Source organism: Kaistia sp. SLG-1, from assembly GCF_059699055.1.
In genome coordinates this window covers 2728821-2742445 of the sequence record NZ_AP048544.1, presented here as the reverse complement: position 1 = coordinate 2742445, position 13625 = coordinate 2728821, and the positions used below count along the sequence as shown (strand labels likewise).

12 protein-coding genes are annotated in these 13625 nt (G+C 66.1%); 5 read left to right on the top strand and 7 right to left on the bottom strand.

Features of this window, described 5'->3' with window-relative positions:
* Nucleotides 1–42: 42 nt before the first annotated feature.
* Complete coding sequence (locus tag AC6HZP_RS12400) at nt 43–1251, top strand: GNAT family N-acetyltransferase (RefSeq protein ID WP_497523118.1); 1209 nt, start codon at nt 43–45, stop codon at nt 1249–1251.
* On the opposite strand, the gene AC6HZP_RS12395 is transcribed toward AC6HZP_RS12400, so the two are convergent.
* On the bottom strand, nt 1252–3324 hold the full coding sequence (locus AC6HZP_RS12395) for a GumC family protein (RefSeq protein WP_497523117.1): 2073 nt from the start codon (nt 3322–3324) through the stop codon (nt 1252–1254).
* Nucleotides 3325–3573: 249 nt separating this feature from the next.
* Here AC6HZP_RS12395 and AC6HZP_RS12390 point away from each other — a divergent pair, with 249 nt between their 5' ends.
* The 4 genes from AC6HZP_RS12390 to AC6HZP_RS12375 all read left to right on the top strand — a co-directional run bounded on the left by AC6HZP_RS12390 (nt 3574) and on the right by AC6HZP_RS12375 (nt 8221).
* Nucleotides 3574–4137 (top strand): polysaccharide biosynthesis/export family protein, encoded by a 564-nt coding sequence (locus AC6HZP_RS12390; protein ID WP_497523116.1) that lies wholly within the window; start codon nt 3574–3576, stop codon nt 4135–4137.
* 4 nt (nt 4138–4141) lie between these two features.
* The gene (locus AC6HZP_RS12385; protein ID WP_497523115.1) at nt 4142–5344 is read left to right on the top strand and encodes a glycosyltransferase family 4 protein; all 1203 of its coding nucleotides are present in this window, start codon (nt 4142–4144) and stop codon (nt 5342–5344) included.
* A 115-nt stretch (nt 5345–5459) separates the two neighbouring features.
* Complete coding sequence (locus tag AC6HZP_RS12380; RefSeq protein ID WP_497523114.1) at nt 5460–6956, top strand: undecaprenyl-phosphate glucose phosphotransferase; 1497 nt, start codon at nt 5460–5462, stop codon at nt 6954–6956.
* 26 nt (nt 6957–6982) lie between these two features.
* Nucleotides 6983–8221, top strand: a complete 1239-nt coding sequence (locus AC6HZP_RS12375; protein ID WP_497523113.1) for an O-antigen ligase family protein — start codon at nt 6983–6985, stop codon at nt 8219–8221.
* A 67-nt stretch (nt 8222–8288) separates the two neighbouring features.
* Here the strand turns inward: AC6HZP_RS12375 and AC6HZP_RS12370 are convergent, their stop codons facing one another.
* The 6 genes from AC6HZP_RS12370 to AC6HZP_RS12345 form a co-directional block, all read right to left on the bottom strand.
* Nucleotides 8289–9023, bottom strand: a complete 735-nt coding sequence (locus AC6HZP_RS12370) for a class I SAM-dependent methyltransferase (protein ID WP_497523112.1) — start codon at nt 9021–9023, stop codon at nt 8289–8291.
* A 161-nt stretch (nt 9024–9184) separates the two neighbouring features.
* Nucleotides 9185–10228 (bottom strand): Gfo/Idh/MocA family protein, encoded by a 1044-nt coding sequence (locus tag AC6HZP_RS12365; RefSeq protein ID WP_497523111.1) that lies wholly within the window; start codon nt 10226–10228, stop codon nt 9185–9187.
* Between the two features lie 12 nt (nt 10229–10240).
* The gene (locus AC6HZP_RS12360; protein WP_497523110.1) at nt 10241–11242 is read right to left on the bottom strand and encodes a Gfo/Idh/MocA family protein; all 1002 of its coding nucleotides are present in this window, start codon (nt 11240–11242) and stop codon (nt 10241–10243) included.
* Between the two features lie 10 nt (nt 11243–11252).
* Nucleotides 11253–12032 (bottom strand): SDR family oxidoreductase, encoded by a 780-nt coding sequence (locus tag AC6HZP_RS12355; protein ID WP_497523109.1) that lies wholly within the window; start codon nt 12030–12032, stop codon nt 11253–11255.
* A gap of 46 nt (nt 12033–12078) precedes the next feature.
* Complete coding sequence (locus tag AC6HZP_RS12350) at nt 12079–12414, bottom strand: hypothetical protein (RefSeq protein ID WP_201403831.1); 336 nt, start codon at nt 12412–12414, stop codon at nt 12079–12081.
* Nucleotides 12415–12484: 70 nt separating this feature from the next.
* Entirely contained in the window at nt 12485–13612 is a 1128-nt protein-coding gene (locus tag AC6HZP_RS12345) for an ABC transporter substrate-binding protein (protein ID WP_497523108.1), read from the bottom strand.
* Nucleotides 13613–13625: the final 13 nt, after the last annotated feature.

Below are 13625 nucleotides of genomic sequence, written 5' to 3'. Positions count from 1 at the left end.
ATAGCCTGACTCAAACTGAGCGCATGCCCGCAGAGATTGCAGATGGACGGACCAGAGACCTTATCGCCGCGAACGGACTACTCGATCGCGGATCTCGATCTCTCCGTCATGGCGTCGGGCCGCGACATCAAGGCGGAGTGGCGCGATCTGGAGCGCCGGGCGTCCGCCTCCGTCTACCAAAGCTTTGACTGGATCGATTGCTGGATCGGCGCGGCCACGGGTCCGCAGCACATTCGCCCCGCTGTTGTCTCGATCCGCCACGAGGGCGAGCTGGTGGCGGTGCTGCCGCTCGGCATCGAGCGGGTCCGCCTTCTCAGGGTGGCGCGCTTTCTCGGCGGCGAGCACGCCAATATCCGCATGGGCCTGTTCGATCCGGCGTTCGCGGCCTCTCTCACCCCGGCGGCGACAGCCGAGCTACTGCGGCGGGTCGCGACCGCGATGCGCATCGACCTGTTCGATCTCGATGCCCAGCCGGTCCGCTGGGCTGGATTGGAGAATCCCCTCGCCGCGCATCCCGAGGCTCGGCCGGCGCGCTGCGACGTCAGCGTGATGCGCCTCGAACCGGATTTCACCAAGGTGCTGGCCGCCCATCGCGGCGCCAAGAAAACCAAGAAGCGACGCTGGCAGGCGAACACCCTCGCTCCGGTCGGCGGCTCGGTCCTGCGGCGGGCCGCGTCGGAGGACGAGGCCCTGGCGATCCTCGAGACCTATTTCCAGCAGAAGTCGGCCTGGTTCCGCGAGCAGGGCATCGCCGATAGTTTTGCAGAGCCGGGTGTGGCCGATTTCTTCCGCGCGCTTGTGCTGCGCCGTTGGGCGGGCGACGACAGCGCCTTGATCGAACTCGACGCACTCGAATTCGACGGCGGCATTCGCGCCATTTTCGGCAGCGGCGCGCTGTCCGGCCGCCTCAGCGGCTATTTCATGTCGGTGTCGAACGACGACTGGCGCCGGGTCAGCCCCGGCGAGCTGATGCTCTATGAGGTGATCGCGGCCAGTTGCGAGCGCGGCCTCGCCTCCTTCGACCTCGGTCGCGGCGACGAGCGCTACAAGGCGTCCTGGCTCGACGAGAACGAGCCGCATGTCCGGGCGATCGTGCCGGTCACGCTCGCCGGCCGTGTTGCGACGGGGCTGCTCCGGGCGATCGATCATCTCGAACGGACGATCCGCGACAATCCGAAACTCTGGCAGTTGGCGAAGAAGATCCGGCGCTGGCGTGGAAAGACGGAAAAGCCTGCGGGCGACGCCGACTGATCAGGCCGGCTCGACTTCGCGTTTCGCCGGCGCGGCGGCGATCAGCAGCATGACCTCGCCAGAAGCCGCCTGCTTCATCGCCTTATAGGCCTCGGCCGTGGCGGGATCCTTGTCGTCACCCTCCCCGACCAGGATCGTAGCGCCGGTCTTCGGCGCCAGCCGCTCGGCCAGATCCGGACCCGCATCGAGCAGGATCTGGTCGTAGGTCTGGTCGAGCGCGTCGAGGATCTCGGCGAATCGCTCGGCGACCGCCTCGTCTGGCCCGAACGCGGCAAGCCCGCGCGGAATGACATGGGCGCGGGAGCGACGATCGCGGAAGATCACCGCGTCGAAGGAGGCATCGCCGGCAAAGAGCTCGGCAAGGCCCGGGCGGCGTGCCTCGACAGCCATCGCCTGGCTGTCCGCCTCGTCGGGATGAAGATCGATCAGGAGCACCCGATGCCCGCGCCGCGCCAGCGTGCGCGCGAGCGAGACCGCCGCGAGCGGCCGGCCGATCGCCGGGTCGGCATCGGCCGTGGAGACCAGGATGCGACACGCCTTGGCGTCAACGATGCGGTCGGCGATGGCGTTCAGCGCGCCCTGCGCCTCGGCGGAGAGCCCGCGCGCCAGCGCCGGCTCGGAGGTCAGCAGCTGCGCCGTGATTGGCGGCGCTTCCACAACGGGCGGCGATTCGAGCGCCGGAGCGAGGCGCGCCGCCGGCGGCTCCACCACCGTGATCCGACGCAATGCCCGCCCGGAAGTCAGCTCGCGGACCAGGATGAAGGCGATGACCAGCAGCAACAGGGCGACCGTCGCGGCGATCGTCAGCGGCAGCTTCTTCGGGAAGGTCGGCTCCAACGGGACCGCGGCCCGCGAAATGATGCGGGCGTCGGCCGGCAGATAATTGCCGTCCTGGCGCGAGGAGGCCTCGCGGTAGCGCCGGAGATAGGTTTCGAGCAGGTCGCGCTGCGCGGTCGCCTCGCGCTCCAGCGCGCGCAACTGCACCTCGGCGTCGTTGGTCTGGCCGGTGGCGGTCTTGGCGTTGGCGATGTCGCGGCCGATATCGGCCTCGCGGGCCCGCGCCGTCGCGGCCTCGCCTTCGAGGCTCTGCAGGATGCGCGTCACCTCGCGCCGAACCTGGCCGTCGAGATCGCCGAGCTGGGCGTTCAGTTCCTTGATGCGCGGGTGGCCGGACAAGAGCGTCGCCGAGAGCTGCGCGATCTGGGCGCGGAGCGCCACCTGCTGTTCGCGCAGGCGCTGGATCAGCTGCGAATCGCGAACATCCGGCACGTCCGGCGTCGCGCCGCTGGCGAGGCTCTTGCGCACCGTCTCGGCCTTGGCCTCGGCGGCGGAGCGGGCGGCCACGAGGCGGGCCAGCTCGGCGTTCAGGTCGTTGAGCTTCTGCTGCGCGAGCGACGTGTTGTTCTGCCCGCCCGAGAAGAGGCCGCGCTCGGTGCGGAACGCTTCGACCTTCGCCTCGGCATCCGTGACCTTGGTGCGTAGATCGGCGATCTGCGATTCGAGCCAGCGGGTGGCGTCGGCATTGGTGGAGCGGCGCGCCTCGCGCTCGAGCGCCAGATATTCCTCCGCCGCGGCGTTGGCGACCTGGGCCGCCAGCTGCGGGTCAACCGACGAGAAGCCGACATTGATGACGCGCGTCTTGTCGACCGAGAAGACATCGAGCCGCTCGCCGAAGCGCTGCAGTACACGATCTTCGGCGGAGGGTTGCGGCGTCGGGCGGCCGAGGCCGATGCCGGCCAGCATCTGGTCAAAGGACGGCAGGAAGCGCGGCTTGTTGAATTCCTTGAGCGACGACAGGCCGAGTGCGTTGACCACCGTGGTGGCGAGATCGCGCGAATTGATGAGCTCGACCTGGCTGGCGATGCCCTCCGAATCGAGCAGCGCCCTCACCTCCTCGGTGCCGGAGCCGGCGCGCGTGATGTCCGATTCGCCGCTCTCGATCAGGATCCTGGCGGAGGCGGTATAGCGGGGCGTGACGAAGTTCAGGCCGATATAGAGGGCGGCTGCGAACAGCAAACTGAAGATGAGAAGCAGCGGCAACGCCCGCAGCAACGCGCCAAGCAGCGCGCGCATGTCGAGTTCGACATCATCGATTTGTCTGAAACGCCCGTCCGCCATATCCGCGCATGACCCTCTTGGCATGATCTCTTGCCGATGCGGCATCATCGTGGAATCAGGGTAACCATGGCGTTAATTCATGCCGCCGCGCGGTAAATACTCTCGCAGGTTGTCACCCTGGCGATCGACCGATTTACCCGACATTAACCATGGCAAGCTGACAGTCCGGATTACAGATTCCTTAGTGATCCGGACGCCTTAACGATGCGATTTTCCTTGCTTGTCGCGGCCTTGATTGGCGCCAGCCTGCTCGCCGGCTGCGCCTCGTCCTATCCGCCCCAGGACCCGGCCACCTACAAGGCGTTGATCGCTCCCTACCGCCTCGACAGCGGCGATCGCCTTCGCGTCGTCGTGTTCGGCCAGACGGATCTCTCCAACACCTACACGATCGACCAGGCCGGCTACATCTCGATGCCGCTGGTCGGCGCGATCGCCGCGCGCGGCCGCAGCACGCAGGAGATGGAGGGCGATATCGCCGCCAAGCTGCGCAAGGGCTTCGTCCGCAATCCGGACGTCTCGGTCGAGGTCGACCGCTACCGGCCCTTCTTCATCATGGGCGAGGTCACCAGTGCCGGCCAGTACCCTTACGTGAACGGCATGACGGCCCAGACGGCGGTTGCGATCGCCGGCGGCTTCACGCCGCGTGCGCAGCGGGCCGATGTCGACGTGACGCGGCAGGTGAACGGAAAAGTCACGACTGTCCGGCTATTGCCGACGCAGCCGATCTACCCCGGCGACACCGTCAACGTTCGCGAGCGCCTTTTCTGACACGATGACAGATCGGAACGACCCTCATGCGCCCGCTGACGGCAAGCTAAGGATCGTTCACGTCTTTCGTTCTCCCGTCGGCGGAATTTTCCGGCACGTCCGCGATCTTGCCGAGGCGCAGGCTGCCGAGGGCTACAGCGTCGGCGTCGTCTGCGACTCGTCGACGGGCGGTGCGCGCGAGGAAGAGCTCTTCCAGCAGCTTGTTCCCCATCTGGAATTGGGCCTGCACCGAACGCCGATGAAGCGGCACGTGTCGCCGACCGATTTTCTCGCCTTCCTGCGGCTCTTCCGCCGCATTCGGGCACTCAATCCCGATATCCTCCATACGCATGGCGCCAAGGGCGGCGTGTATGGCCGGATCATCGGCACGCTCTTGCGGGTCTTTGGTTCCAGCGTGGCTCGCATCTACTGTCCGCATGGCGGAAGCCTGCACTACGATCCCGCGACGCGCTCGGGGCGGATGTTCTTCCGCATCGAGCACTTCATGGAGCGCCTGACCGACGCGTTCATCTTCGTCAGCCGGTATGAGGCGGACACCTATGCGCGCAAGGTCGGGGCGCCGAAAAAGCCCTGGCGGATCGTGCCGAACGGCATCCGCGACGAGGAGTTCGATCCGATCGAGACCGAACCCGCGGCGGCCGACTTCCTCTATATCGGCATGATGCGCGACCTGAAGGGGACCGACGTCTTCGTCGACGCGCTCGCCCGGCTACGCGATCGCCGGGGCGTCGCGCCAACGGCGGAGCTCGTCGGCGACGGTCCCGACAAGGCGCGCTACGAGGACCAGGTGCGCCGGCTCGGCCTCGATGCGACGACGCGCATCCATCCCGCCACGGCGACGCGCAAGGCCTTCGCCATGGCCAAGGTCGTGGTCGTGCCTTCGCGCGCCGAATCGTTGCCCTATGTCGTGCTCGAGGCTGCCGCTGCGGCGCGTCCGCTCGTCGCGACAAGGGTCGGCGGCATTCCCGAAATCTTCGGCCCGGAAAGCGTCCGGCTGGTGCCGCCCGGCGATGTCGAGGCGCTGGCCGATGCCATGGCCGAGCAGCTCGACGATCCCCGGCGAGCCAGCGAAGAGGCCTCGCGGCTGCGCGAAATCGTCCGACCGCGCTTCTCGATCGATCACATGACGGAAGTAGTCAGCGCGCTCTATCGCGACTGCCGGGCGGGACGTCCGGCTCCCGGCCTGGACAAGCGCCCTATTCTCTAGCCGCCGCGACCGGGGATTGCGCCGTCTGGACTTCGCTCGAAACGCGTGCCGATCGGCAAAGGTTTGTTAGCCTGACGTAGCTAGAGTGTCGCGTCGCTTCGGTAACCGGCAGGCCATGACGATCGAACAATCATCCAGCGCGGGCACTCCATCGAGCCGCATCTCCCTCAACGCCCATGCGCGTCGCGTGGCGGCGGGACTGTCGTCGGAAGCGCTGTCGCCGCGCCTGCTGGCGAGCGCCGTCCAGGCCACCGAAGCGTCCGTGCTCGTCGCCATTGGCGGCGTCTTCACGGTTCTGCAGGGGGCTGCCGGCGCGGGCTGGAGCGAATTGGTGCTCGTCATCGCCGCGCCGCTGATCGCCATCCTCGGCATCCGCTACCTCGGCGGCTATTCGGTCGCGGCGCTTCGCGACTATCTCGCGATCCTGCCGCGCATCCTGGTCTGCTGGGCGGTGACGATCGCCATCGTGGCGGCCGGCAGCTTCTTCTTCGGGGTCGAGACCGGCAGCAAGCGCAGCTGGCTCGGGCTGATGTTCCTCATCGGCGCCGCCTTCTTCATCCTGGAGCGCGTCGTCGTGGCGTCGCTGGTCGCGCGCTGGACGCGGGCCGGACGGCTGGAGCGGCGCGCGGTGATCGTCGGTGGCGGCGACAACGCGGCGGAGCTGCTGGAGAGCCTCGGCGAAGCCACCAGCACCGACGTTCGCGTCTACGGCATTTTCGACGATCGCGGCGACGACCGCTCGCCGGAGGAAGTCGCCGGCGTGCCGAAGCTCGGCACGGTCGCCGAACTGGTGGAATTCGCGCGGCTCGCCCGCATCGACCTCCTGATCGTCGCCCTGCCCCTCTCCGCCGAGAATCGCGTGCTGCAGCTCCTGAAGCAGCTCTGGGTCCTGCCGGTCGACATCCGGATCTCGGCGCTCAGCAGCAAGCTGCGCTTCACGCCCCGCTCCTATTCCTATATCGGCCCGGTGCCGCTGCTCGACCTGTTCGACCGGCCGATCGCCGGATGGGCCTCGATCCTCAAGCGGGCGTTCGATCTCGTGATCGCCAGCCTGGCGTTGATCCTGCTGTCGCCGGTCATGCTCCTGACCGCCATCGCGATCCGGCTCGACAGCCCGGGGCCGGTGCTGTTCCGGCAGAAGCGCTACGGCTTCAACAACGAGGTCATCGACGTCTTCAAGTTCCGCTCGATGTACCACCACATGAGCGATCCCACCGCCAAGGTGGCGGTGACCAAGGACGACCCGCGGGTTACCCGGATCGGCCGCTTCATCCGCCGCTCGTCGATCGACGAACTGCCGCAGCTGGTGAATGTCCTGCGCGGCGAGCTCTCGCTCGTCGGCCCCCGCCCCCACGCCGTCAACGCCCATACCGCCAACCGGCTCTGGGATGAGGTGGTTGACGGCTATTTCGCCCGCCACAAGGTGAAGCCCGGCGTGACGGGCTGGGCGCAGATCAACGGCTGGCGCGGCGAGGTCGATACGCCGGACAAGATCCGCCGCCGGGTCGAGTTCGATCTCGATTACATCGAAAGATGGTCAGTGCTGTTCGACCTCTACATCCTGGTGATGACGCCGTTCGCCCTGCTCAGCAACAACGAGAACGCCTATTGAGCCGGATGGTGACGAGGCCCCGGGCAATGCCAGCCCGCATGGTCGGGAATGCCGTCATCGGCATTCTCGTCTTCCTGAGCGGCTTTGTGCTGTTCGAGCCGGCCCCGTCCGATCTGCTGCTCTGCGCCGTCGTCGTCGTCTGGTCCTTCCTCGGGCTCCGGCTGAGCCGGCCGATGCTGCCGATGATCGTGCTGATGCTGCTCTATATGAGCGGCGGCATTCTCTCGTTCTGGGAGCTGAAGGCGTTCCAGAAGCCGGCCATCTACATGGCGACGACGGGCTTCCTGATCATCTCCTCGATCTTCTTCGCCGCCGTCATGCAGGTGGATACCGAACGCCGCCTCAAGGTGATCGAGCGAAGCTACATCGCCTCGGCGATCGTCTGTGCGCTGCTCGGCATCCTCGGCTATTTCGGCGCCATCCCCTATGCCTCGATCTTCACCCTCTATGATCGCGCCAAGGGCGCGTTCAAGGACCCGAACGTCTTCGGCCCCTTCCTGATCCTGCCGTTGATCGTGATGACCCGCGCCGTGCTAACGGACCGGCTGCGCAACTCCGGCTGGCAGCTGCTCGGCATCGGCATCCTGCTGGCCGGCGTATTCCTGTCGTTCTCCCGCGCTGCCTGGGGCCTGGCGATCGTCGCTCTGCTACTGATCACCGTGCTCGCCTTCATCTCCGAGCCGCGCCAGAGCCACCGGCTGCGGATGATCGCCTATATCGCCGGCGGCCTGCTCGCCGTCGCGCTGCTGCTGGCGCTGCTGCTTTCCATTCCTCTGGTGCAGGATCTCTTCGCCCAGCGCTTCAAGCTGGTGCAGGAATATGACGGCGGCCGGCTCGGGCGTTTCGAACGGCACATCATCGGCTTCTTCCTGATCCAGGAGCATCCGCTCGGGCTCGGGCCGTTCGAGTTCGGCAAGATGATGGGCGAGGACGAGCACAATATGTGGCTGAAGGGCTTCACCGCCTATGGCTGGCTTGGCGGCTTCTCCTACATCGCCCTCGTCATCTGGACCCTGGTGATCTCGACCCCGCTGCTGTTCCGGGCGCGTCCGTGGACGCCGTTCATCCAGTGCGTCTACGCCGTCTATATCGGCCATCTCCTGATCCACAACGTGATCGACAACGATCACTGGCGGCATGTCTTCCTGATCTATGGATTGTTGTGGGGCGCCTATGCGCTGGAATGGAAGGCGCGACGACCGGTCGTCCAGGCCCAGCCGCCGCCGCTCGTCTTCGGCCCGGTGACGTTGCCGAGGACCGCCTAGAGCCTTTCGGTCGCGGTTTCTTCCCGCGAACCGGTATTCACTTCGCTCGAAAACGCCCTCAGCAGGATCAATCGAAGCTGTAGAGCCGGATGAGATCGCTCGGCGCCACGAACAGCTCGCGGACCCGGTCGAAGCCGGCCTCATGGCCGAGCATCGCCCATGTCGACGGGGTCTCCGGATAGTCCGCCCGGGAGACATGATTCCAGACCACCTCCCACTCGGCGTCGTCATAGGCGCTCCAGAAGGGACGCTGTGCCTCCATGCGCCGCATCCACCCGTCGCGATCCTCGCCATCCGGGCTGGAGTTCTCGTAGATGAGGAAACGGCCGCCCTCGGCGAGCAGGGCCCTCGCCGCCCGCATGAGCCCGAGCTTCTCGGGCGTCTGGAAATGATGCAGCGACAGCCCGATCCAGATGACGTCGGCCGGCTCGCTGCGCAGCGGCAGCAATTCGGCGAAATCGCCTTCGTTCAGGACCGTTGGGCAGTCGAGTTCCGCGAGCGCCAGTTCCGCCATGTCGAGCGCGGCGCGCGACAGGTCGATGCCCTCGTAACGGGCAACCGCCGTGCCGCGTAGCGCCGCGACGCTGGCGCTCGCATCGCCGCAGGCGACATCGAGGAACGAGAACGGCCGCGTCATCTCGCTGGCGAGGACATGGTGCAGGCAGGCATAGGCTTCGCGATGGAAGAGGTAGTTGTTGTCGACCATCTTCCGGTAGATCAGCCAGTCGCGTTGGAAGATCTGCTGGGTCGGATGTTGGGCGCGGGCAAGCGTCGGCGCGGGGTGCTGGGACACTGCGATCATCGTTGGTCTCCGCCGTAACGGACGGTCGCCGAACGGGCGGGGGCGTGACGCCGGCGCGCAGGATCGGACAAACCTTCCGTAACGGGAAGACTAGCATGTCGGAGCGCCTTGAAGCGCCCCGAAGGCGGCCGCCGACCTCGGCGGCCGCTCCGATTGTCTCGCTAGAGCGTGACCACCTGCTGCGTGCGGATCGATTCATCCGCGGCTAGCACGATCTTAAGGCTCTTCACGCCGTCGTTCATGTGATCGGTCAAGTCCAGGTCCTCCTCGATCGCCCTCAGCAGGTAGAGCTGCTCGCGCTCGCACAAGGCATTGTGATCGGGCTCGTCAGAGACATCGATGCGCTCGTCCGGCCGGCTCATGTCGGCATGGTGCCGGAGAATCTGGCTCGTCTTGGTGTGCGCGTTGATGTCGTCCGACTTCACGCCGGCATTGTTCTCGGCCATCACGATCGAGGCCGAGCCCTTGGGGCCGAACACGTCCTTCACGAAGAAGGCCTGCTCGGAAACCATCGGTCCCCAGCCTGCCTCATACCAGCCGACCGAGCCGTCCTCGAACATCACCTGCAGCTGGCCGTAATTGTTGATCGGCACCTCGTCCGTCAGCCGCGCGCCGATCGCATGCACCCGCACCGGCTTGGCCGAGGTCATCTGGCACATGACGTCGACATAGTGGACGCCGCAATCGACGATCGGCGGAAAGCTCTGCATCAGCCGCTTGTGCCATTCCCAGGTCTCGCCGTTCGACTGCTGGTTCAAATTCATGCGGAAGACGAGCGGGGTGCCGAGCTCGCGGGCGATCTCGATGAACTTCACCCAGCTCGGATGCTGGCGCAGGATGTAGCCGATAACGAGCTTGCGCTTGGTGCGCTTGGCGACCTCGACCACCCGCTCGGCATCCTCGGCCGAGATCGCCATCGGCTTCTCGACAAAGACATGCGCGCCCGCCTCCATCGCCTTGATGGCGAAGTCGGCATGGGTGTCGGGCATGGTGTTGACCGAGACGACATCCGGCTTCAGCTCGGCGAGCGCCTGCTCGAAATTGTTGAACTTCGCGACGCCCTGCAGCTCCGGCGGCAGCTCGACCTTGTCGATGTTGCGCGTGCAGAGACCGACAAGCTCGTATCCGTCGATCTTCGCATAGGCGAGTGCGTGGCTCATGCCCATATTGCCGAGGCCGACGACGAGTACCCTTTGCTTGGCCATTGTGCTCCCTCCCTAACCGATCCGGATGACATTGCCCGTGCGGGCGGATTCTTCTGCTGCCAACGTCGCCTCGAGGGCGGCTGCGGCATCGGCCGGCACGCCCATTTTCGGCGTCTCGCCGGCCAGCGCGCAGTTGGCGAAATAGGAGAACTCGTCCCGGAGCGCCCCACCGCGAACGCCGTTGAACTCCGGCCAGTAGGTCGTGTCCGGGCTGTGCAGCTTGTCGTTCGACACGATGCCGAGATTCGGGAACGTGTCCTGGACGTGGATGATGCCCTCGGTGCCGATGATCGACATGCGCTCGTCGATGTCGAACGGCGTCTTCTCCGGCATGCACCAGACCGTCTCGAGCGTCGCCGTGGCGCCGCTCTCGAAGCGGTACATGGTCTGGCCGATGTCGGGGTGTTTCAGATTGCGCACCGAGATCGTCTGCGCATAGGCCGAGACGATCTTCTCGCCGGTGAGCCACAGCATGACGTCGGTATCGTGGATGGCGTCGCCGACGATCGGGCCGATCTTGTTCAGGATGGTCGGCGTCCAGGCGGCCGGAATGTTGCGGCGGGACGACAGCGCGACGATCTTGCCGATCTTGCCGGCGTCGATCGCCTGCTTGGCCATGCGATAGCGGGGATTGAAGCGCACGATATGGCCGACGAACAGGATGCCCTTGGCGCCCTTGGCGGCGTCGACGATGGTCTGCGCGTCCTCGACGGTCGAGGCGATCGGCTTCTCGAGGAAGACGTGCTTGCCCGCCTTCAGCGCCGCGACGGCCGGGCCGACATGCTGGTCCCACATGGTGCAGATCGACACCGCGTCGATGTCGGGATCGGCGAGCATGTCGTTGTAATCGGTGTAGGTCTTGGCGACGCCGAACTTGGCGCCCATCGCCGCGAGCCGATCGGGCTGGCGCGTGCAGAGCGTGGCCAGCTCCAGGTTCGGCACGCCGATGATCGTCTCGCAGTGGATTTCGCCGAACCAGCCGAGGCCGATGACGCCGATACGCAGTCTATCCATAATCTCCCCCTCAGAATTCTTCGAGCGTCAGCTCGCGTGACATGACGATGTTGCCGGCCGTCAGGCCGCAATCGACCGGTAGCGCCGCGCCGGTGACAGCGCTGGCGGCGTCGGATGCGAGGAACGCAACGACGCGCGCCACCTCGATCGGGTCGACGATCCGGCCGAGCGGATACCAACGCTGCAGGGTTTCCAGCACCTTGGGATCCTTCTTGGCCCTCTCCTCCCAGAGCGGCGTCCGCACCGTGCCGGGCAGCACGATGTTGGCGCGGATGCCGTAGCGGCCATATTCCATGGCGATCGCCTTGGTCATCGCGATCATGCCGGCCTTGGCGGCGCTGTAGGCGGGATCGCCAAGCGCATGCAGCGCGTTGACCGAGCCGACATTGACGATGGCGCCGGAGCGCCGCGCCGCCATGCCGGGAAGCACCGCATGCGCGCAGGCATGGGCGCCGCCGAGATTGCCGTTCATCTCCGACTGCCAGGCGGCCGGATCGGTGACGGCGAGCGTCGGATGGTGCGAGTAGCCGGCATTGTTGACGAGGATGTCGACATCCCCGAAGGCCGCGAATGCCGCCGCGACCTGTTCGGCAGAGCCGATATCGACCGAGGCGCCTTCGGCCTCGATCCCTTCCGCTTTCAGTTCCTCGACGAAGGCAGGTAGCCTGTCACTCTTGTCGAGCGCCAGGATCGTCGCGCCGCCCGTTCCGAACAGGCGGCAGAGCGTCTGCCCGATACCGCCCGCCGCGCCCGTGATCGCTACCCTCTTGCCGGCAAATCCACCGCTCATCGCGTCCCTCCGTCCGTCGATCCTGATCCGTAATCGCCAGGCCGCGTCATTCGCCGAACCAGCCGTCTTTCAGGTAGCGCATGTATTCGAACACCATGCCGTGCTTGAGGACGAAGACGACTTCGAGAAAATCGCCGACGATGAAGGGCGGGATCAGGATCTCGACATCCTTCAGATGCGGCTCGATCTCCTTCACGCGATAGGCGACATGCGGATTGTTGCGGACGATCTCGGGCACGCTGCTGTCCGGCGCGTAGCGCAGGAACTCGATGTGCTCGGGATGATCGTGCGGATTGGTGACCCAGATCCGGCTCTGCTCGACCCAGTTCTCGTCGGGCTGCTTCTCGGTCGTGGTGATCCCGACATGGTCGAAGACGAACATTCAATGCCCCCCAGTGCAGTTGGATAGAAAAAGGGCGGCGACGCCTGAGCCTCGCCGCCCCGGTGGTCGATCAGAGAACGGCCTGGATCGCCTCGACGTCGACGGCCTTGTAGTCGTCGGACAGCTGGAAGGCGTCCGCGTCGGCCTTCACCTTGGCGTGGTCGAAATCATTCGCCGCCGGGATGAGCTGGTTCGACGTGACGTCGGCGGCGTTGAACACCTTCGACACCTGGCCGATCTCGGCGATGGCGTCGAAATAGTTCTGCCAGCTGGCCTGGTCGTGGAAGCCCCAGGCGTTGCGGTTCTCCCAGTTCGCCCGCATCAGCGCCGTCTGCTGCATCAGCGATTCCGTCGCCACCGTCGGGTTCATCTGGCTGGCCAGGCCCGGGAACTGCTCCATGGCGATCTGGGTCGCGGCGCGCGGGTTCTGCCAGGCGAATTCGAGGCCCATGGCCCAACCGCGCAGATACTTCTCGTAAGCCGCGACCTTGGCGGGATCGTTGAGATCCGCCTTGCGGATGACGAAGGAATTGGCCGGGAACTTGGAGACGTTCTTGCCGAGCAGATAGTCGAAATCGAGACCCTGACCGCGCCACTGCGCCCGCAGACCTTCCCAGGAAAGCGCCGCGTCGGCCTGTCCCTGGGCGAGCGCCTGGCCCCAGGCGCTGACCTCGACATATTTGACCTTGCTGGTGTCGACGCCGGCAGCCGCCAGCATCGGATTGGTGATCGCCTGCCAGCCGGCCGAGCCGAGCGCGATGGTCTTGCCCTCAAGGCCCTTAAGGTCGGCCGGAGCCTTGCCCTTCGGAAAGGCGAAGTCGAACACGTCGCCGGCCATCACGTGATAGATGGAGACGAGGTCCATGCCCTGCTCGAGGCCGAGCGACAGGATGCCGGGCGACGGATAGCCGAAGTCCGACTGGTTCTGGTCGACCAGCTTCACCGTCGCCGTGCCGTCCTGCGGGCCGGCCTCGACCACCGTCTCGAGGTCGCCGAAATAGCCGTACTTCTTGGCGATCCAGTAGGCGAAGTCGTCGACGACCTCGAGCGTGCCGCGCGGCGAGACCCAGCGCACGGTCACCTCCTCGGCGAGCGCCGGACCGGCGGCGCCGATGCCGAGCGCCGCGACCGAGACGCCGGCTGCCGTGAACTGAAGCAGGCGACGACGATTGAGCATCATGTTCGATAGTTCCGTCATGGGTGTTCCCTCG